Raw genomic sequence first — 20,941 nt, forward strand, 5'->3', positions numbered from 1 at the left:
ATAAAACAAAAAGCTAACTTTGTCGCGAAAGGGAAGACAAACATAATGTATCTCAGTTTTCCAGATTTATTCAGCTTATGATGTTTATCGGAAAATGAATAAAAGAGTCCCATTCGCATCTTTACGAATGGGACTCTTTTCAAAATTGGGATATGATCTTTCTTATAGTGGGATGATTCCCAATAGGACTGCTACCACTATCATGACAAGCGTCGATCCGCATGCCCATTTCAGGAAAGTGCGCTGCAATGCCCCGAAATCTTCCCCTACCATTCCAATCAATAGATAAGTAGATGGAACAAGCGGGCTTAATAGATGGACAGGCAATCCTAAAAGAGAAGCTCTACCAATCAAAGCAGGGTCAATTCCATAAGCAGCTCCCGCTTTAGCAAGTAATGGGAGTACTCCATAATAAAATGCGTCATTAGACATGAAGAACGTGAAAGGTGCTGAGATGATGGCTGTAATTACGGCAAAATGTGCACCCATTTGATCTGGAATGTGCTGAATCAAAGAGTTTGCCATGGCATCCACCATTTCCGTACCGGCAAGGATCCCAGTAAAGACACCTGCCGCAAAAATCATCGAAACGACAGATAAAGCATTGTCCGCATAGTTTGCAACACGTTCTTTTTGATCACTGAGTTTCGGATAATTAACCGTAATGGCAATGGCAAAACCTATCATGAACAGAACCGCTGAAGGCATAAGTTCCATTATTAGCGCCACCAGCAAGGTAAGAGTCAATGCGTAATTGAATATGATCAATTTAGGACGCTTAAGATAAGCATCTTCCGTTGCTGCGGCATGCTGTGCAACAACATGATAATCGACCTCTATGATTCCAATTCTCTTTCTTTCTTTTTTACCCAGGCAATATGCCATGAAAAGGACGAATAGGACTCCGCCAATCATCGCAGGAATGACAGGGGTGAAAACATCGGACATTTCAAGTTTCAAAGCGGTCATCACCCGTGCTGTAGGGCCTCCCCATGGAAGAAGATTCATTACACCAGATGACGAAACGGCAATACCGGCCAATACAAGCGGTCTCATTCCAATCCGTTTATATAGCGGAAGCATGGCAGAAATCGTTATCATATATGTAGTCGTACCATCTCCATCCAAGGAAATGAGCAAGGCCAGGACGGCCGTGCCGATGGCAATTTTGACTGGATCTCCTTTTACTAGCCTAAGGATCGTATTGATGATTGGATCGAAAACCCCAGCATCGATCAAAATGCCAAAGAAAAGAATCGCAAATAAAATCATGATCCCAGTTGGCGCTACACCTTTGATCCCTTCCAACGCCATCTCACCCATTTTACCGCCAAACCCGCCAATAAGTGCAAAGGCACTTGGTACTGCAATCAAAGCAATCATGGCTGAAAGTCGCCCTGTCATAATTAAAATCATAAACACTACTATCATTAAATATCCTAATAAAGCGAGCATATCTATCACTCCTATCTTCTAATAAGATAAATTGTATATGAAAACGCTTCATCTGTAAGCGTTTTCAATTTATTGTGTTTTAAAACTATTTTGTCAATTGTGTTCATTGTGTTCACGGAAGCGATTTTTCGCGGAGGAACCGAACGCCACTCCCCGGGTTGAATGGCGCGTTCTTTAAGGAAATAAGCGAATATTCAAGCAAATGATCCGCGCATTTATTCTTCAAATGATAAATTTTCCGGTCCGTCCAAAAGGTCACAGCCGTAATCTATATTGGTCGTTGGTGTATCGATACTGACTTCCTCGAATTCCAGTTCATCGATCCATACTTGGCCGCGCCCTGTAAGAAGGACCCCGAATGAAATGATGGCACTGTTTTCGGGCACATCCAGGACAATATAATAATGGTTCCATTCCGTATCGTTGACGATGGGCCGATTCCCCATATTGTCGAATTGCAAAACATCCTGGAGCGCATTATCCACCCTCATCCATAAACCACAAAATCCATCAACATCTTTTGATTTTAAAAAACCCGACAGTTTCATTCTTTTACCAAGGTAATTTTCCGCCTTGAATTGCTGCATCATCGTAGCAAATTCCTCCTTGGATTCGGCAGTGACGGATTTCAGTAATCCTGATGCCTGGCCTTTATGGAATGTCTCCCGGTCAATTCCCATTTGATAATTGAATGGATGACTCCCGCTTAAATTCCAGCCTTTTAATAATTGTTCGTTTTTCATCGTCATTTCCTCCTTTTGCAAGGTTAGTTTACTTACGAGTTTCCGATATTGCCCTGGCGGCAGGTCATAATATTTCTTGAATGAACGAGTAAAGGATTCCTGTGTTTCAAAGCGGTAATATAAAGCAATATCTATTATTTTTTCATCGGTATAAAGCAGCATGTTAGCTGCATTGGCAATTCTTCGATACCGAATATATTCCGATACGGTCACGCCAACCTCCTTGTGAAAAATACGATGATAATGAAACTTCGAAAAACCTGCGAACCGTGCGATGTTCTCCAAGGATAATTCGTCTTGTAAGCTATTCTCTATATATTCAATCGTTTTTTGGATGATGGGGCTATATCTCATTTCCGAACCTCCTTAAGAAAAGGATAACAGATTAACATATCGTTTTTTTGACATATATTGCTTTTTTCATAATCTTTCAAACGATGCATCATAAAAAAAGGCTCTTTTCGTAAAGATTGTTGTTTTTAAAACGAAACTATTTAAGGTTGATTGGAGCGGAAGTGCGAGACTCCTGCAGGAGCAGCGAGAAAGGTGAGACCCCACAGGCGTTTACGCCGAGGAGGCTCACCGCCCGCACCAAGGATAGCGAGCATCTGGAGGGGAAATCAGCCACAACTCACTACCTGGTAAATAGCAACAAAGTATGTGAAAACAGCCTAAAAAAGACACCTTCAATCTTGAAGGTGTCTCTCACTTAATTCTATTGAATTTTATAATATCTTCGCTCAGGTCTTCCCACTACCCCGTATACGACTTCTGCTTTACATTTCTTTACTGATATCAAGTATTCCAGATAGCGTCTCGCGGTTGTCCTGGAAGCGCCGATTTGTCCGCTCACTTGCTCAGCCGACAAACCGATATCGCTTGCTTCAAGTACCTCGATCACTTTCGTCAAAGTGATTTCGTCGACCCCTTTCGGTAAAGCGGGCCCATCGTTCGTTTCCGAAGCGGCAGGTCCCTTTTTCAAAATGAGATCAACAAAATCCTGGTCTATTTCTTGTTTGGATTTCATCAGATGGGCTTTCTTAAGATACTCTTCGATTATTTGGTTGAAGCGCTTCATTTCAACTGGTTTTATTAAATAATTCTCTACTCCGTAGTGAAGCGACTTTTCAAGTTGTTCTTTATCCGTTGCCGCGGTAATCATGATGATATCCACATTCGGGAATTTCCGCCTTATATCCGGAAGAAGGTCTGTCCCAAGCTGATCTGGCATATATACATCAAGCAAAAGCAAATCAGGGCTTTTTTGCTCCAAAATCCGAAGCGTCTTTTTTGCATTGACAGCTTTTCCGACCACTTCTATTTCATCAAAGTTTTTCAAGAATTTTTCATGGATATCCGCTACTCGAAAATCATCTTCTGCGATGACTGCTCTTATCTTCAGCATTCTTTCCCTCCTCACTGTTCTTTAGGAAGATACACGGTGAATATGGTGTTTTCACCCTCGCTTTGAACTTCGATGATGCCGCCCAGCTCTTTTACGACACGATCAGCATTCGAAAGACCATACCCACTCGGACTTTCATTCTTTTTCGATGTGAAACCCCGATCGAAAATATGGGCGATAGCATCCTCCGGTATTCCTTTTCCGTTATCACTCACTTCAAATACCATATCATTTCCGATATCGGTGGCGAAAAATTTCACAAGTGGCTCCTCCATTCCTGAAACCGCTTCAAGTGCATTATCGATAATGTTCCCCAGAATCAATGTTAGTTGTGACAATTTTATATGATCCGGAAGTTTCTCTAGATAACTTTGTGAGTCTATTTCAAAGATTATTTTCTTTTCCGATGCTTTCCCTATCTTACCAAGCAACAGGGCTTGTACCTTTGTATCCTTTATCTGTTCGAACACGACACGGTTCAGGGAATGCAATTCGGAGGTTTCGCTTTGAATCATATCTATCGCTTCATCATATTCCCCTAATTGTATCAATCCTGATAGAACATATAGTTTATTGGTAAACTCATGGGTTTGAGCCCTTAAATCCTCTGAATGCATCTTCACTTCCGATAATGTGTTGACCATTTCCTCAATTTCCGTTCGATCACGGAACGAAGCGACAACACCGCTTACCCGTTCACAATCAAAGATTGGCGTACAATTCACAATAACGGATTTATCTTTCCATGAAATCTCCTTATCCACTTGCGGTTCACCGGACTTCAACACCTCGAATAAATATTTCGAAGGAAATAGGCCATCCACGTTCAAATCGCGTACGGACTCTTTAATATCCAGCAATTTTTTCGCCGGCTGATTCATCGATGTAATCAACCCTTTATGGTCAATGGCCAGAATTCCTTCTTTCACCGATTGAAGTACTGCATTTTTTTCTTTATATAAATTGGCGATTTCAAATGGTTCCAGCCCCAATGTATCTTTACGTATGCTCCTTGCAAGCATATAACTGCCAATGATCGATATCATGATGGCCACTAAAGATACAATCATCTCTTTGGACAAATCCTTGAAAATCTGGGCGCGGACATCTTCCACTAAAAAACCGACCGAGACGATACCAATTATTTTTCCATCCTTATTGAATACCGGTGACTTTCCCCGAATGGATAGACCAAGTGATCCTGCCGCTTCGGAAACATAATATTCACCATCCCGAATGGCCCTGCTATTATCTCCGCCTTCCATCCGTTTCCCAATTTCGGAAGCCAGCGGATGGGAATAGCGAATGCCCTCTTTATTCCCGACAACGATGAACTCAGCCCCTGTTTCCCTGCGAATCTTTTCGGCAATCGGCTGGATTATGCCGGCGGGATCATCCGTTTCAAAGGCCTCTGTAACTGTAGGCATGAAGCTAATCGTCTTTGAAAGTTCCAACGCCAATTGACCTTTATCCTTCACTATTTGCCTTCCTTCCATATAGGAAAAAGAAGTCGTCAATAAGAGAATCAAAAACAGGCTCAACGATAAGACCAACCCGAGAATCTTGGTTTCCAGCGATACTTTTTTCCTCATATTCAACAGCATCCTCTTTTTTCATATTCATTCACTAAATTTTATAGGAGCATAATGATTTTACCATTTCTATTAAATATTGAACATTGTGATTACTAACCGTAGTTGGCGTTTATTTCATTATGTAAAAAGCGAAATAAATTTCTATGATCATCACCCTAAAATGCTCAAAGGAAACATCCCCTTTGAGCATTTTCAAAAACAGGTAAAAGAATTGGTTTGTCTTGTATCAGTGCCCAGAACCTGCCGTTCCATCTGAAGCTTGCAACAGATCGCGGACCGACAAAAGTGGGATAATACCAGAAACTCGTACAAAACGAAATGGTCCTGATCTACAGCTAATGTTGAAGCCGATTGTTGTTGGGGATAAAGCTCGGTGGGGGAGCCGTTGGTGCTTCCAAACCCGGCGGTGGCCCTGGAAATTGAGGCGAGGTTTATCTCCGAATTTAGAGATATATCGACGTAATCCACAGTTTTATCTTCGAACATTGAAATATATCGACGGAACCTGCAGTTTTATCTCCGAATTTAGAGATATATCGACGTAATCTACAGTTTTATCTCCGAAAGTAGAAATATATCGACGGAATCTACAGTTTTATCTCCGAATTTAGAGATATATCGACGGAACCTACAGTTTTATCTCCGAAAGTAGAAATATATCGACGGAACCTGCAGGTTTATCTCCGAAAGTAGAAATATATCGACGTAATCTACAGTTTTATCTCCGAAAGTAGAAATATATCGACGAAACCTGCAGGTTTATCTCCGAAAATTGAAATATATCGACGAAATCCACAGTTTTATCTCCGAAAGTAGAAATATATCGACGGAACCTGCAGGTTTATCTCCGAAAGTTGAAATATATCGACGAAACCTGCAGGTTTATCTCCGTTGTTGAAATATATACTAATTCAATATAGCAATCTCCATAAATAGAAGGTCGCATAGGATTCCCAATCGGCCCATGCTTCCGATAGTTTCAGGATTTCCGCTTTCGTTGGTTTTGCTTCCGTTTCCATGACCAGTTTCATGGAATTATGCAGCCCGACGTCATCGATGGGAAAGGCTGCGGGAAAACGCAAACAGCGCATCAAGACATAGTTCGCTGTCCACGGACCGATACCCCGTATTTTGGTCAGCATCTTTTCAGCCTTCTTTACATCCTTTGCATTCAACAGCTTTTCTTTTGTAAGTTCCCCTTCTGCAATCAGTTGCGCAACACCTATTAAATATTCACACTTCTTCACCGTCATCCTCAAATCGGCAAAATCATCGACCGTCAATTTCGCGATTACATCAGGCTTTGGAAACAACCAATATTGCTTTCCTTCGAATTCAACAAAATCACCAAACCCCTCCACAAGCCTCCGTTTCAAGGTATAGGCATAAGTCAAGTTAATCTGCTGTCCAAGTATTCCCCAGGCAATCGCTTCAAATAAATCAGGGATGCCTATATTTCTTAAACCGAAGAATTGGCTTACCGGCTTTTGCAATAAAGGGTCATTTTGTGCCAGCTCATAAAAAGGAAGAAGATTCGTCTCAAGATCGAACCAGTGACGAATATATTGGGAAACAGCATCCTTTACCTGATTATCCATCGGTGCAGTTCGCCCTGGAAATCGAATGATCAGCTCGGTTTCATTCATCGCACTGATTTCTACTAAAAGTGTCTCGTTTTCGACAACAAGTGCACGATAAATTTTTTGATCAACAATTTCGAACAGACATTCATTGGAGGATCTTGATAAGTATTTAAGGTTTTCCGAAAAACTAAACTCTTTTGGTGCACGTATTCTCAATTCAGCCATGCCTTCGTCCATTGATAATGTCTCTTTCATTCTGCCCCTCCTTTAGCTTTATTGTAATGAAAAATGGATACGTTATCTTGCTCTTTTCTTTTTCATTCAACCCCCTTATTTTAACAGACCAATAGTCTTCTCCACTAACTTTCCACTAATTGATAATTACGTTATCTTGCTTTTATATTATCAAAATGTTTGTATATCAACCCTTTCTTGTATACTAAAAGAAGAGGTGAATGTGTTGAATCCGAAAAAAGCAGATTTCCCGAATGAATATTGGAAAGCCATTATTGATTGCGATGCAGCATATGATGATCATTTTTTATATGGGGTAAAAACGACAGGCATTTTTTGCAGGCCTTCCTGTAAATCCAGGGTGCCTAATAAGGAAAACGTGAAGATTTTCAAAAATGCCATGATGGCTTTGGAAGAAGATTTCCGCCCTTGTAAACGATGTAAACCGGAAGGACTGAATTTGCCGACAGAAGAATGGGTTGACCAAATAGCCGAATGGATCGACACACATTACAGAGAACCCCTCACATTGAACAGATTGGCGGATATTTCCCACGGCAGCCCCTATCATTTACAACGATCATTCAAGCGTGTGAAGGGGATATCGCCCACTGAATACATTCAACGGCTTCGCCTTGAAAAAGCAATGAGGCTCCTTGAAAACTCCGAACAGCCAATAACTGAAATAGGCTTGGCTGTCGGGTTCTCAAGCACACCCTATTTCCTGACGCTATTCAAAAGGAAAATGGGGAATACCCCTTCAGGATATCGGAAAGCTTATCTCAAGACTCAAGCGAAGGAGCGTGAACAAGATGAAGAATGTTAAAGAACAAACCATTGAATGGGCCATACTGCATTATGATAAGTGGCAATTATATATTGCCAAGACGGAAAAAGGACTTTGCTATGTAGGCTCTCCTGGTCAATCGTATGAAGACCTGAAGGCTTGGCTACAAAAACGCTTTCCAATGGCGAGCCTTGTTGAAAATGAAGAAGAGTTAACACCCTATCTACAAGAACTCCTAGAATATTTCGAAGGAACCAGGCAGACTTTCTCTCTTCCAGCAGATGTAAAAGGTACGCCCTTTCAACAAGAAATTTGGGCAGCGCTGAATCAAATACCCTATGGCAAAACCTGTTCCTATTCCGACATTGCCCAAGTGATCAAAAGACCTTCCGCTGTTCGGGCGGTCGGAACGGCCATTGGTGCCAATCCTGTTCTGATCACTGTGCCATGTCATCGGGTAATCGGGAAAAACGGGGCCATCACCGGTTACCGAGGGGGTACGGAGATGAAACAATATCTACTTGAATTGGAAGCACAAAAAGCGGTGATGAATGAATAAGGCGTGAGTTCAATCGGACCGCCAAAAAAAGCATCCGATCATGCGGATGCTTTTTTTGCGCCTTTGTTTCTTAGTACCAGATGGTCATATGCATCACTATTAGGAATCGCATGTATCCCTTGGCCCTGTGCTTTGCGCGGGTCTAAATCATATACCATTGGTGTATAGCAAGAGGTCTGCCCGATATTCACAACACCATTGCCCCCGGAACTGGCGCATGTATAGGCATTACCATCAGTACTTCGGACGATCCTGGCATCCGCTTCATGGTTGTATACGGCGGGGCGTGTTACGGTCACTTTTGCCCAGGCGGTTTTACAGACAGTGCTGAATTTCAATTCTACGTACGAATTGGAATCGATCCATTTTTTATCCTTCGTTACCGCCGAACTTGCACAACTATCATAGTTAGGGCTTTTGCCATCATAAGTATGTGTTTCGGCCAGGGCCTGATTTTTTCCAAATCCAAAATCGACAAGAAACATCGACAAGGTCATTGCCATGGATAAACCTATCATTTTAAGCTTTTTATTCAATTCATTCATCCTTCCTTTTTCATAAAAATAGATGAAGGCTTTCCTTTTTCATTAATACCAGCCAGTTTCGCCTGCCGTATATGGCCAGTATGCAACTGCTTGAGCTTTTCGAGGATCTAAATCATATACCATAGGTGTATAGCATGTCGTTTGACCTTTATTTATTTCACCATTTCCTCCAGGAGATGCACAGCTAAATTGTTTATTATCAGTATTTCGGACAACCAATGCCGTTGCCTCCCCATCTGCTTTAGCCGGTCTGCTTAAAGTGATCTTTGCCCAAGCCGTTTTGCAAGTTGTGCTGAATTTCAACTCCAAATTGGCAGAAGCACCGTTGGCATAAATTTTCACTGACTTCTTCATAACTGCGCTATTTGCACAACTATTATAGTAAGGACTTTTTCCATCATAGGTGTGTATTTCTGCTGATGCTTTGCTGGCAAAAAAATCAAGGGAGCCAAAAAGGACTAAAAAAGCTACAAAAAATGAAATACATAGAACCATTTTTTTCATTATTTCACTCATCCCCTTAACAAAATTCATACACTGTTCATCTTACAATTTTGTAATATTCTTACAAGTGATAAATTCCCTAGTTCATGAAAATTTACAGAAAACCTCCTTTAACTTGAACCCTGCCATCATTTATACGTCGCTTTATCAACTGAATCACCACAGGACAAAGTCATTATGCCTATGAACAATTCACGACAATTCCGGGAACAACTAAGGAGATATGAATGTCGCGTTTGAGACAAAACGGGCTAATAGGCTATAGTTGAACGGGGAAAAGACACAGGTCGATGTACTTAATGTTTTTTAAAATAGAGAAAAGCCCCAACAAAACTCGAATCATTTTGTCGGGGCTTTATTTTCATTTAGCAAGGCCAGAACCTGAAGCCTTCGATAAGTTTTCTCTGATCAATCTAATGATGCTTTCATAATAGGAAAGATCATGCGGCACGAGCTCATCTCGTCCAACAAATCGATCGATCATCATCCTACGGCCTTCTTGATTCATTTCGAATCCCTTAATATTCACTTTGTCCTTCGCTTCGGTCCAAAGCTCTTCGAAGTCATTCAGTACTACCTTCACCATCCCGGAAACCTCTTCTGGCTGCAGGGTGAAATCATCGAAGCAATGTGCACTTTCATATAGAAAGACGTTTGCCAGTTCCTTGTCGATGAAATCTTCTTTCGTTTGATGGTATTCAATAATCCCTAATGGAACCAACTCGTCAAAGGAAACGTCAATGCCTATTTCTTCTTTAATCTCCCTGACTCCGTCGTATACCGATTCATGAGCCAGTAAATGACCGGCAGCCGTTATATCCAATAGATTCGGATAATCTTTTTTCATCGCACAACGACGCTGAAGATATAGGTAATCCACTCCGGCTTCCGAACTTGCAAACCAGCAATGGAAAACCTCATGCCAATGCCCCAATCTATGTACTTCCTCACGCGGAGCCACGCCGATTTGAATGTGATCGGAATCGAATACTTTCAACAACTCAGTTTCCATGGAGCCTCACTCCTAGCCTTTTTATAAAAAACTGCTTCACCCTTTTTCTTTTTTCCAATTTTTCGGGTTTAAATAACCTTTATATTTAGCAGCCACCTCTTTCCCAACCAAAAGCGCGCCCGCCCAAAACATGACTTCCGCAAAGACGATTGCACCTGTTATGACCCCCGCTTTAACGCCAGTCGAAAAAGGCGTAAAAGGAGCTATTACAGGAATGATCCAAGTGAGAAGGGAAATGATTAGGAATCCCATCCCTACTTTGTAAAACTTCGATTTCTTTATTTCCTTACTTTCTTTATCCAATTAAATAACCTCCGTCATGATGATTTTCATTTAATTCCCCCGCCAAACATTCCACTTTCAAATATACCATTGAATATATTCTTTTTTTTATACGTTTGAATGTTCATTTCGTTTCATAATATGAGATATAAAGAAATTTCAATCGAGGAAAGCTAGGGAGGACAGTGTATCTATTAAGATTGACTTTACCATTCTTAATGGATTTAATAATCTTATACATACTATTCTTATAACACTTGCATGCAGGAAAGGAAAAATCCAATGTATATTGAATTCATTGCCACAACCATAGAAGATGCCCTTTTAATCGAGAAATCGGGCGCAGACCGAATCGAGCTTGTCAGTGCTTTAGCCGAGGGGGGATTAACTCCCAGCCACGCCCTGATAGAAGCTGTCGTCAATTCGGTAAAGATACCAGTCAACGTTATGGTCAGGCCTCATAGCCAATCGTTTTGTTATACTCAAAATGATTTGGAAATCATGAAAAAAGATATCCAAATCATTCGATCACTGGGAGCGAACGGGGTCGTATTGGGTGCATTAAATGAAAAAAATGAAATCCATCGACCATACCTCGAAGAACTATTGACGGTATGTGAAGATTTGGAGATTACATTCCACCGAGCCATCGATGACACAAACGACCCAGTCCTTTCAGCTGAAATGCTAGGACAATATCCAGGAATCACAACGATATTGACTTCCGGTGGACATGGGGATTTGCCCAGCCGCATGCAAACCATTCAACAAATGAAAAGAGTCTGCGGCGACATAGCGATATTGGTGGGAAGCGGCTTAAATAAGGATAATATCCTATCGATCCATTCCGAATTGCATACCGGTCACTATCATTTCGGTACGGCTGTTCGAAAAAATAACAGTATCATTGAAGGAGTCCAATTAGAAAAAGCTAAAGAAATCGTGAACATGCTAAAGAAATAATATCGGAAAGGGACCATTTCTTTGGTCCCTTTTATGATGCAGACCTCTTTTTTTGTAAAAAGACTGAGTCCCAAAACCAAAAAATCAGTGCCGCAGAAAGGCTTATTGCATAGTAATTCTTTGTTGTTAAAACATCCATACTGAAGTCAAAATTAAGCACCGAACTATAAATGAATACTGCCAGCAAAGAGAAAAAAATATAAAGGCAAAAATAAAGTAAATTGAACTTTTTAGGGTGTTTATTGAAAAGGACCTGTACCGGAACAGCAAATAATAAATAAGGAATAACCACATAAAAAGAAAACACGATAATACCAAGTCCCCCCCAGGAACCCCCGCTAAAAATAACCCACACTGTGGAAAGCGATAGACAGGAGGAGACTAGACTAAAAAAATAAGAAGGAATCACATCGCTTAGCTCCGATATCTTTTGACTCATTTTCCAAAGTTCCATTTTAATCAGTACCTCGCAGTCTACAATAATATAATGGGAATTTTTACATATTCATTATACTATATAAAATGGAGGTGTTTTTATTTTGGAGCTATATATCGAATTATTCATTTTTCTGGCCATCCTCTTTTTAATAGTGATTTCCAATCGATTCTTACCTTGGTGGGTAAAAGCCGCCATTGCCGTTTATTACTCTGTCATTTCCTATCTCTTCATTACCACTAAAAATAAAATTGATAAACAGTACGAGAATATCACTCCTGTACCTGACGCTTACTGGGATAAAAATTCAGCGTGGGTTGACACTATGACTGGTTATTATTTATGGTCCTTTTTAATAATACTCCTGTTCATCTATTTTAAATGGTTCACAAGTGTGAAAAGTAAGGAAGCGAAGGGATGGGTGATCGTTAGTTTCATTCCATCATTGGCCCTTTTTTTACTATTCATGTTCATATTCAGTTTTTCATATGGGTACAGGCCATAGGGGTTGGATATTGCCTGACTCAAAATTAGAAGGTTGCCGCAGCAACCTTCCATCTGGAAATTTCTTAGTCTTGAGACTTAATTTTTGTTAGCGTCAGCAAAGTGCCCCATCGCATCACACATGAATTTTGCTAAACCATCCCCATATTGGTCGATATTTTTGGTGAAGCGTTGATCATTCACATACATTTGTCCTAATCCTTTGAAAGTTTCCGGTGAGTATGTTCCGAAGTTATTGTTCAAACAGTCATACCATTCTTTAATTGCTTTTTGTGCCTCCTCCGACTCGGGCGAGGCAGTACGGATTGACGCAAGTTTTATATAAATATCCGATACAATTTTCTGTGCATCTTTGGACATACCCGCCACTTTAGCCTTCGACTCATCGACAGCTTTATCCCCCCAACGCTCTCGGGCTTCTTCTTCATAAGGATTCTGACTGAAATCAAACCCTTCAAATTTTTCTTTATCCGTCATTTGAATTTCCCCTTTCATATGCTTAATCGATTTATCGACCGTGTTAATTAATTTATCGAGTTGACTGCGTTTCTCCAGTAACATTTTTTGATGCTGCCTTAACGCTTCTTGTTTATCAAACGAAGTACTGCTTATCATTTGTTTAATTTCCTTTAAAGGCATGTCGAGTTCCCTGAAAAACAGGATTTGCTGCAACATCTCAAGATTATCATTCGAATAAAGGCGATAACCTGCATCGGTTATTTCCTCCGGCGATAATAACCCGATTTCATCATAATAATGCAGTGTCCGCACACTAATGCCAACTAAACCGGCTAGTTCTTTCACTTTCATTGCCACTGCTTCCTACCTCCTTTCGATATCATTTACTGTAAGGTATTACGCAACGTGAGAGTCAAATAAAAAAATGAAAAATTTCCGCCTAACTTGAAAAGACGATCCTTCCTAATGAAGAATCGAATGATAGTCAGAGTTCACAAATTAAAATTCCCTCTTTACTCGTGAGTTGGGCTTTACTCGTGAGTTGGGCTTTACTCGTGAGTTTCGGCCTTTTACTCGTGAGTTTGAGCCTTTTACTCGTGAATTTGGCGCTTTTACTCGTGAGTTTGACGCTTTTACTCGTGAATTTTGGCCTTTTACTCGTGAGTTTCGGCCTTTTACTCGTGAGTTTGAGCCATTTACTCGTGAATTTGACGCTTTTACTCGTAAGTTTTGGCCATTTACTCGTGAGTTTGAGCCTTTTACTCGTGAATTTTCGCCTTTTACTCGTGAATGAAGCATTTGCTCTGCATGAAAGTTAGCTCCGATCTTAGCTACACTTTTTTTCTCCAATGATCGGGAATGCTTAAAGAAGGCGGTAATTTTGTATGCATATCGCCTTTGGCCGAGTTAACTTGTGCTTGTGTGATAAAGAAACTTCCGGTGAGATCGGCACCGCTTAAATCAGCGTCCCTAAAGTCGGCGCCGATAAGGTCAGTCACTCTCATGTCAGCTTCCCTGAGGTCAGATGCAATAAACAAAGCTCCTCTTAAGTTCGCTCCCCTAAGATCAGCACCTCTCAACTTTGCACCGATAAGGTCGCTGCCCCTGCCTATTTTGTACTGTTTTTTTTGATTTTTCTTAAATGAAACCTTTGCACGTACCAGTTCACTTGTGCTTAGTAGTAAATCATTAACGGTCGCTCTATGGGCTGGTACATTTAATTCCAATAAAGACTTTGGATTTTGCTTAGTAAGATATTCCGTATCTTCAAAAGCAGCCTGCAAATCCCGATGAAGTGGTTTCGCATCTTCTAAATTCAGTGCTTCATTTAAGTAGCAAAGCATTTCATGAAGTTGTTGCATAATAGGAAATACATCAAACATTTCCTTTGCTGACGCTGGGTTGTCTCTCCAATCGTTTCCATCATAAGTGATTTGGGATACCTTTTGACCGGCACCAAAGCATTCATATACCGTACAGCCCCTAAATCCTTTTGCTCTGAGATTTTCATGGATGCCGCAACGATAATCTGATTGCAGGTTTGAACATGGTGTACCTCCATCTTTATCAAAGGCAAAATCAGCAGATTTTGCATAAGGCAAAGCTACACAGCACAAACCAAAACAATACTCACAGTCTGCACGCAAATTGTTAGGAATACTATCGTCATCCGTTAATTGACTGAACAATACTTACACCTTCCTTTAAAAACTGGCTCTGCCTATCTAAAATCGTTTCATACTAGTAGATTTTTTCTTCTATAAGATAGACTTTAGTTCTTCCCATTCTTCAAGTGAAAGTTTTTCGGTCATATGCTTATATGCATCAGGGACTTTTACCGAACACATAAGTTCCAGACTATTGCCATCAGGATCAGTAAAATAGACGGAAGCGTTTCCTTGGTTCGGACGCACAAAAGGTTCAATGGTTGTCCTTTTACCAAAAGGGACGACTTCAATTTTTAGAGATTGAAGCCAAGTTAACGAATTTTTCATATTTTCATAAGATACCCTAAAGGCGATATGCCTTAGTGAAGGGTGGTAGGGAGTTTGATATTCTTTCCCTTCCCATAGGCCCACCCAGCTTTTGTTTTCCTCTATCCAAAAGAAGGCAGTATCTTCATCCCTCCAGGCTAGTTTCAAGCCTATTTTCTTATAAAAATCGATTGAGATGGCCAGGTTCTTAACGGGTAAATGGGCTTCATATAAACCTTCTATCATATTACATTCTCCTTTCTCCTTTTAAGTAATGAACCCTTTTGCCGGGAAAATATCTCGCGATTATTTCTTCATTGCTGCTTCAGCTCTTAAATCCTTTGCTATTGTCAAGCGGTCAATCCTCGCTTGCCCTTCGGTACTTCACGATACATTCTTGGGAATGCGGTCTATTAATAGAGGAATGTGGATTTATAGGTTCTTACTAAAATGGTAGAGTGTTACCTTTTGACCGGTATCCGCATTATTTTCCGTATTAATCGAAATCCTTTCAAAACCGTTTTTCCCTAAAACCTTTTGAGAAGCCATATTGCTGCTTGTCGTTTTGGCATGTATTTGAGTCACATTCAATTCCGGCGCAAGATTAACCAAAAGCTTTAAAGCCTCGTTCGCTATCCCTTTTTGCGTAAACGCTTCACCAATTCTATATCCGACATGTGCCGTACCATTCATGGGGTCGATATCCACAAGATTAATCCTGCCGACGATTATGCCTGAACCATCCTTAATCAGATAAAAAGAGGAGATAGCACCTTCTTGTTCTTTTAATAATTCCTTATGCCTGATTTCAAACGTTCCAAAGCTATAATAATCATCTCCCCGACTTTGGACCGTCTGCTCGAAAAACCTTCTATTATTGCATTCAAATGCAAATAACTCTTGTGCATCCTGTTCATTAAGCCTATCAATGTATATATCCTTCATTCCTTCATCCCTTTCCAAAAACGCTAAGTATTACCTATCATTCAAGAAAACCAAGGGCTTATCCTTCCTGTAAATGGATAAAGTTTTTTTTTCATTCAACAGTTTTTAGCAGGAAGCATGTGCCTTTAGTAAAGAATCTATTTTTGATCGTTTAATGCTGTCATTTGGATAACACTGTCACATACTGACAAATCGTGATACCCTCAATACCATATCATTCCAAATACTATAAACCCATCATCCCAACTAATTTCCATAAAACTCCACAAATAATTGAGAATAAATCTTTTTACATACGTTGTATAAGTTGTAAAAGCTTTTACAAAAAAACGAGGGGAATCATGATCATGAAGTCTACTGAAGGAAATTTTATCGAGCGGCTGCAACGCCAAGAAGAGGAGGCATTGGAATTTGTAGTGGATACCTATTTGCCACTAATCAAAGGGGTCACATATAAGGTTCTCTCACCACTCAAGAACGACGGTGTTCTGGAGGAATGCATCAATGATATTTTTCTCTCAATCTGGAACAATTCGAAAAAGTTCCATGGGGATAAAACAGATTTCAGAAAATGGATTTGTGCGATCGCTAAGTTTAAAGCGATTGATTACTACAGAAAAGCCATGAAGAAAATGGAGCTTACGTCAGGTTACACAGAAGTAGATTCAGAAAAATCTGTAGAAGATGAACTGATTATATTGGAAGACAGAAAAGAACTGCTTCAGTTAATCAATCTCTTAGAACCTGTTGATCGGGATATTTTTATCATGAAGTACTTTCTGGGTTTGAAAAATGAGGATATATCGATAAAACTCGGGTTGACCAAAGCATCAATAGACAATCGTATTTATAGAGGGAAAAAGAAGCTAAGTCAAAAAGCTACGAGTCTTAAGTTAGGAGGCAGCGTCGTATGAAGGATATTTATGAATTATTAAATGATATGGACATAGACGAAACTGAATTTAAGGAAATGGAAGTTACCGAACTAGAAAAAGCCAAAATCAAAAGATCACTCAAAAAATCAATAAGCAAGAAGAAAAAAATGAAGCCTTGGCAGAAGAATGTGCTGGCTGCTTCCATTATATTCGGATTATCCACCGCAACGATAGGATTCTCGTTTACCGCTTCTGCTAAAAGCATTCCTTTAATAGGAGATATTTTCAGCTTTTTAGGTAATGGAAAAACGGGTCTCTATGATGATATCAAGAATACTGGAAAGGGTCTTTACGGTGATTATAAGGCCTACTCCAACGAAATTGGCCTTACCGAAGAAAGCAATGGCCTTACTTTCACGATAAATGACGCCATTTATGACGGAAAAACGGTAACCATCACTTATACTATTGAAAGCGAAGAAGATTTAGGGGATGGATCATTCTATATTCCCGGCCCGAATATAAAAGAAATGAAAGCCCAAGCAGGATCGGATGGAGTTACAAAAGTAGCTGATAAAAAATATGTAGGCTTATTAACGGCTAGTAATTTAGAAGATCTTAAAGAAGATAAGGTAAATATAGACTGGGATATAAACAGCATTAGTATTACTGACAAGCATAAAGAGATAAAAGGAAATTGGAACTTTGCCTTCTCTTTAGAGGCAACCGAAAGCAACGAGAAGGTCATCAATAAAAGTGTAGATCAATATGGAGTAAAGGTTTCCGTTGAAAAAATCGCGATATCACCGATGTCATTTGTCGTTCACTACAATCAAGAAGTTTCCGACTTGGTTAAAAACAAGTGGGATGACGTCTATGTTGAATTGACCATTAAAGATGACTTAGGAAATGTTTACTCTGGTCAAGGCAACGGAGGAATGGGTTTGGGTTCTTATAATATGAGCTGGAGTAAAACCTTCCAAAAAATTGATCAGAATGCTACGAAACTGATTGCAACTCCTCATTTGTCGTTACGGAATTTCACCTCAGAGAATCATGGGGAAGTAACCATAACGGAAGATGGTAAAGAAAAGGTGTCATCCTTCCCATCAAAACCAAAAAATGCTCCGAAAGAGTTGGTATTGGACGATATCATGATTGATTTGAAGAAATAACCGTTCTATTCACGAGAGGTATACAGAAATCCTGATCCGAGAGCGGAAAGGGTTCATGTATGCCTCCTTTTTATTGTTCCTTCTAATCCAGTTCGTGAATATGGATATATACATGAATCCCTTCAAAAGTCAAAAATAAATTATTTTCTTCTGGTAAAAAATCAACGGATGATGTATCATTGTCTTCAGATATTCATTATTCTTATTTGGTTAATCGGAATTAGGAGGAATAGATATGATTGGATATGTGTTTTTAAATCTTGCCATAATGCTCGTTCTTTTAGGCGTTTTATTTTACATGAATAAGAAACATATTTCTTTTACAAAAAGGGTCTTTACTGGACTTGGTTTTGGGATTGTATTCGGACTTCTTTTGCAGTATTTCTATGAACCACAGTCAGAAGCGATCATTAAATCGGTCGATTGGTTTAACATTGTAGGTTCCGGCTATGTCAAGTTCCTGCAAATGATCGTCATGCCGCTTGTCTTCATTTCGATCTTATCCGCATTTACAAGATTGAAACTAACTAGTAATATCGGAAAAATCAGTGTCCTGATCATCGGAATCCTGCTTGGAACGACTGCGATTGCAGCCGCCGTGGGGATCACCTCTGCAACTGTATTCAATTTGGAAGCCGTTCAAATTGAGCAGGGGAAAGCAGAGTTAAGCCGTGGTGATCAAATATCGGAAACATACGGTACGATTCAGGATAAAACGATGCCGCAGCAAATCCTTGAATTGATTCCGTCTAATCCGTTCCTTGATTTAACGGGAGCACGTCCGACTTCAACCATTTCCGTTGTAATTTTTGCTGCATTTCTTGGAATTGCCTATTTAGGAGTCAAAAGGAAGCAGCCTGATCAAGCTGAATTTTTTGCTAAAATAGTAGATACATTGCACAGCATCATCATGCGCGTAGTCACATTGATCCTGCGTTTAACACCATACGGGATCTTGGCGATCATGACGAAGACGGTAGCTACGAGTGATCTGGATGCCATCCTGAAGTTGGGGAAATTCGTGGGGGCCTCTTATGTCGCCCTGATTGTCATGTTCCTCATTCATTTGTTATTGCTGACGCTTGCAGGATTGAGTCCAATGGTATACTTGAGAAAAGCTTTCCCGGTATTATCGTTTGCCTTCACGTCAAGAACAAGTGCAGGAGCACTTCCATTGAACATTCAAACACAAAAACAATTAGGGGTTTCCGAAGGAATTGCCAACTTTGCCGGGTCCTTCGGCTTATCGATCGGTCAAAATGGCTGTGCCGGCATCTATCCGGCCATGTTAGCGGTCATGATCGCTCCAACGGTGGGAATCGACCCACTAACGCCTTCCTTTATAGCCATGTTGATTGCCATCGTGGCCATTAGCTCTTTCGGGGTTGCAGGTGTAGGCGGAGGAGCAACCTTCGCTGCCATTCTAGTATTATCTGCAATGAACTTGCCAATCGCCTTGGCTGGACTTTTGATTTCCGTCGAGCCATTGATCGATATGGGAAGAACGGCTGTGAATGTCAGCGGAAGCATGACTTCCGGTATTCTGACTAGTAAAATAACAGGCGACCTGGATAAGGAACAGTTCAGCGAAGAATCATCTTTGAAAATAGAAGCTGAAATGTAAAAGAAAAAAGCATCGGACTGCCTGTCATAGGAAGTCTGGTGCTTTTTTTGTATAGGCTAATGAACCTGTATAAAAATCACTTCAACTGCTTTTGGTTTTCCTGATCGTATATCCACAATAAAGAAGGATACCCAGCATCGTTATCAAACTGCTCAGTATCAAAATAACGTTCCCTTGGTAATGGGTCTGTTTCAATAAAACTTCAGGTGCATAAAGGAGTATCGGAATGATGATGGAAACCCAGGATTTGCTCCATAAGGATATGAGGATGAATATTGAAATGGCTAGTATAACAGCAATAATATTACCTGTGTTATCAAGTTTTATAAAAGTTGTACTATAAATGCCACTAAAAATAATTAAACCTGCAAATAACGCAATCGAGATTATGCCTAGTCCATATAGGAGTACACCTTGCTTTACCTTGGATAATTTATGACTAGCCATATACCTAAAACACATCATATAAATGAATACCGAAAGTATGCCAGCAAAAGGATAACCAATGATTTCCCACAATGAAAATTCAATACCACCATTTATAGCTTTTGCAATAATCCAATAGGAAAATGCCCCGATTAAAATTATCACTATATATTTCAGCCATCCCATAAAATCAACAGACATTTCATCAGAAAGTTGCTCCATATATTCTTTTGGACTTCTGCCTACGATATGTTCCACGCTTTTTTTATTCCTTTCAGCTTCAAGAAGATGGACCTCTAACTCTTCGATGATATCCTCGATTTCAGCCGTTTTCTTTCCACTTGAAAAAAGGTATAATCTGAGGTTTTCTAAAAAGTTTTGACTTTCCTTGGATAACGCTTTGTTAACATCAAGCACCTTTACATTCCCCCTTTGTTTTTCACTATTTTATTTACATTTGAACTTAGCTTATTCCAGCGGTCAATGAAGACTTCCAGTTCGCTTTCGCCTTTTTCAGATAAAGAGTAATACTTCCGACTAGGACCTGCTGTAGATTTCTTTAAAGTCGTAATTACTAATTTTTCCTTCTGCATGCGTATTAATAATGGATAAATGGTACCTTCACTTAAAGAATCAAATCCATATCCCCCAAGCTTTTCGGCTAATTCATACCCGTAAACCTCCCCCTCTTTAATGATTGCTAACAGACAACCTTCCAATATCCCTTTAAGCATTTGAGTTGATGTCATGGATATTAAATCACCTCCCCCTTTGTCTTGTATAACAAGGTATTAGTTTAAAAAATATTACTTAAAAAAGGAAGATATACTTTATTTTACATTTAACTACCTTGTATT

At 40.0% G+C, this 20,941-nt stretch carries 23 protein-coding genes and 2 pseudogenes; 8 read left to right on the plus strand and 17 right to left on the minus strand.

Going from position 1 to position 20,941, the window contains the following annotated elements; genetic code table 11:
- Positions 1–162: 162 nt before the first annotated feature.
- The 6 genes and pseudogenes from SB775_RS20375 to SB775_RS20400 form a co-directional block, all read right to left on the minus strand.
- A complete protein-coding gene (locus SB775_RS20375) occupies positions 163–1,455 on the minus strand; it encodes a CitMHS family transporter (protein ID WP_318685248.1) in 1,293 nt (430 codons plus the stop codon).
- A gap of 215 nt (positions 1,456–1,670) precedes the next feature.
- Positions 1,671–2,552 (minus strand): helix-turn-helix transcriptional regulator, encoded by an 882-nt coding sequence (locus SB775_RS20380; RefSeq protein WP_410863029.1) that lies wholly within the window; start codon positions 2,550–2,552, stop codon positions 1,671–1,673.
- Between the two features lie 361 nt (positions 2,553–2,913).
- On the minus strand, positions 2,914–3,603 hold the full coding sequence (locus SB775_RS20385) for a response regulator (protein WP_089363798.1): 690 nt from the start codon (positions 3,601–3,603) through the stop codon (positions 2,914–2,916).
- A gap of 11 nt (positions 3,604–3,614) precedes the next feature.
- Positions 3,615–5,195: an ATP-binding protein gene (locus tag SB775_RS20390; RefSeq protein ID WP_410863030.1), complete on the minus strand. Its 1,581-nt coding sequence runs from the start codon at positions 5,193–5,195 to the stop codon at positions 3,615–3,617.
- A 195-nt stretch (positions 5,196–5,390) separates the two neighbouring features.
- A pseudogene (locus SB775_RS20395) lies at positions 5,391–5,623 on the minus strand (hypothetical protein); the annotation flags it as partial.
- A 486-nt stretch (positions 5,624–6,109) separates the two neighbouring features.
- Positions 6,110–7,036, minus strand: coding sequence for a DNA-3-methyladenine glycosylase family protein (locus SB775_RS20400; protein ID WP_410863031.1), 927 nt, complete (start codon positions 7,034–7,036; stop codon positions 6,110–6,112).
- Positions 7,037–7,241: 205 nt separating this feature from the next.
- On the opposite strand from SB775_RS20400, the gene SB775_RS20405 reads away from it, so the two are divergent.
- Positions 7,242–7,841, plus strand: coding sequence for a bifunctional transcriptional activator/DNA repair enzyme AdaA (locus tag SB775_RS20405; RefSeq protein ID WP_289319822.1), 600 nt, complete (start codon positions 7,242–7,244; stop codon positions 7,839–7,841).
- Positions 7,828–8,361, plus strand: coding sequence for a methylated-DNA--[protein]-cysteine S-methyltransferase (locus SB775_RS20410; RefSeq protein WP_410863032.1), 534 nt, complete (start codon positions 7,828–7,830; stop codon positions 8,359–8,361). Before SB775_RS20405 ends, SB775_RS20410 begins: the two co-directional genes overlap by 14 nt.
- A 38-nt stretch (positions 8,362–8,399) precedes the next feature.
- Here the strand turns inward: SB775_RS20410 and SB775_RS20415 are convergent.
- From SB775_RS20415 to SB775_RS20430, 4 genes and pseudogenes are all read right to left on the minus strand, one after another.
- Positions 8,400–8,810: pseudogene (locus SB775_RS20415) on the minus strand (DUF2690 domain-containing protein); the annotation flags it as partial.
- A gap of 138 nt (positions 8,811–8,948) precedes the next feature.
- Positions 8,949–9,422, minus strand: a complete 474-nt coding sequence (locus SB775_RS20420) for a DUF2690 domain-containing protein (protein ID WP_410863069.1) — start codon at positions 9,420–9,422, stop codon at positions 8,949–8,951.
- A gap of 349 nt (positions 9,423–9,771) precedes the next feature.
- Positions 9,772–10,422: an NUDIX hydrolase gene (locus SB775_RS20425; RefSeq protein WP_089363803.1), complete on the minus strand. Its 651-nt coding sequence runs from the start codon at positions 10,420–10,422 to the stop codon at positions 9,772–9,774.
- A 36-nt stretch (positions 10,423–10,458) separates the two neighbouring features.
- Positions 10,459–10,725 carry a transporter suffix domain-containing protein gene (locus SB775_RS20430; RefSeq protein ID WP_250211696.1) on the minus strand — a complete coding sequence of 89 codons (267 nt, stop codon included), beginning with the start codon at positions 10,723–10,725 and terminating at the stop codon, positions 10,459–10,461.
- A 261-nt stretch (positions 10,726–10,986) separates the two neighbouring features.
- Between SB775_RS20430 and SB775_RS20435 the strand changes: the two genes are divergently transcribed.
- A complete protein-coding gene (locus SB775_RS20435; RefSeq protein ID WP_410863034.1) occupies positions 10,987–11,667 on the plus strand; it encodes a copper homeostasis protein CutC in 681 nt (226 codons plus the stop codon).
- 31 nt (positions 11,668–11,698) lie between these two features.
- Here SB775_RS20435 and SB775_RS20440 read toward each other — a convergent pair whose 3' ends face one another.
- Positions 11,699–12,121, minus strand: coding sequence for a UPF0715 family protein (locus SB775_RS20440; protein ID WP_410863036.1), 423 nt, complete (start codon positions 12,119–12,121; stop codon positions 11,699–11,701).
- An 85-nt stretch (positions 12,122–12,206) separates the two neighbouring features.
- Between SB775_RS20440 and SB775_RS20445 the strand changes: the two genes are divergently transcribed.
- Positions 12,207–12,608 (plus strand): hypothetical protein, encoded by a 402-nt coding sequence (locus SB775_RS20445; protein ID WP_410863038.1) that lies wholly within the window; start codon positions 12,207–12,209, stop codon positions 12,606–12,608.
- A 77-nt stretch (positions 12,609–12,685) separates the two neighbouring features.
- On the opposite strand, the gene SB775_RS20450 is transcribed toward SB775_RS20445, so the two are convergent.
- A complete protein-coding gene (locus SB775_RS20450; protein WP_410863040.1) occupies positions 12,686–13,423 on the minus strand; it encodes a MerR family transcriptional regulator in 738 nt (245 codons plus the stop codon).
- 179 nt (positions 13,424–13,602) lie between these two features.
- Here SB775_RS20450 and SB775_RS20455 point away from each other — a divergent pair, with 179 nt between their 5' ends.
- A complete protein-coding gene (locus tag SB775_RS20455; protein WP_410863041.1) occupies positions 13,603–13,884 on the plus strand; it encodes a hypothetical protein in 282 nt (93 codons plus the stop codon).
- A gap of 12 nt (positions 13,885–13,896) precedes the next feature.
- On the opposite strand, the gene SB775_RS20460 is transcribed toward SB775_RS20455, so the two are convergent.
- The 3 genes from SB775_RS20460 to SB775_RS20470 all read right to left on the minus strand — a co-directional run bounded on the left by SB775_RS20460 (position 13,897) and on the right by SB775_RS20470 (position 15,984).
- Positions 13,897–14,754 carry a pentapeptide repeat-containing protein gene (locus SB775_RS20460; protein ID WP_410863042.1) on the minus strand — a complete coding sequence of 286 codons (858 nt, stop codon included), beginning with the start codon at positions 14,752–14,754 and terminating at the stop codon, positions 13,897–13,899.
- A gap of 69 nt (positions 14,755–14,823) precedes the next feature.
- Positions 14,824–15,285, minus strand: coding sequence for a VOC family protein (locus tag SB775_RS20465; protein ID WP_410863044.1), 462 nt, complete (start codon positions 15,283–15,285; stop codon positions 14,824–14,826).
- 186 nt (positions 15,286–15,471) lie between these two features.
- Entirely contained in the window at positions 15,472–15,984 is a 513-nt protein-coding gene (locus SB775_RS20470) for a GNAT family N-acetyltransferase (protein WP_410863046.1), read from the minus strand.
- A 347-nt stretch (positions 15,985–16,331) separates the two neighbouring features.
- On the opposite strand from SB775_RS20470, the gene SB775_RS20475 reads away from it, so the two are divergent.
- The 3 genes from SB775_RS20475 (at position 16,332) to SB775_RS20485 (ending at position 19,658) form a co-directional block, all read left to right on the plus strand.
- Entirely contained in the window at positions 16,332–16,898 is a 567-nt protein-coding gene (locus SB775_RS20475) for a sigma-70 family RNA polymerase sigma factor (protein WP_410863047.1), read from the plus strand.
- Positions 16,895–18,034: a DUF4179 domain-containing protein gene (locus SB775_RS20480; RefSeq protein ID WP_410863048.1), complete on the plus strand. Its 1,140-nt coding sequence runs from the start codon at positions 16,895–16,897 to the stop codon at positions 18,032–18,034. Before SB775_RS20475 ends, SB775_RS20480 begins: the two co-directional genes overlap by 4 nt.
- Before the next feature lie 235 nt (positions 18,035–18,269).
- Complete coding sequence (locus SB775_RS20485; protein ID WP_410863049.1) at positions 18,270–19,658, plus strand: L-cystine transporter; 1,389 nt, start codon at positions 18,270–18,272, stop codon at positions 19,656–19,658.
- 81 nt (positions 19,659–19,739) lie between these two features.
- Here the strand turns inward: SB775_RS20485 and SB775_RS20490 are convergent, their stop codons facing one another.
- Positions 19,740–20,501 (minus strand): HAAS domain-containing protein, encoded by a 762-nt coding sequence (locus tag SB775_RS20490; protein ID WP_410863050.1) that lies wholly within the window; start codon positions 20,499–20,501, stop codon positions 19,740–19,742.
- Between the two features lie 2 nt (positions 20,502–20,503).
- Positions 20,504–20,833, minus strand: a complete 330-nt coding sequence (locus SB775_RS20495; protein WP_061464555.1) for a PadR family transcriptional regulator — start codon at positions 20,831–20,833, stop codon at positions 20,504–20,506.
- Between the last annotated feature and the right edge of the window lie 108 nt (positions 20,834–20,941).

This window comes from Peribacillus sp. SIMBA_075 (genome assembly GCF_046534585.1).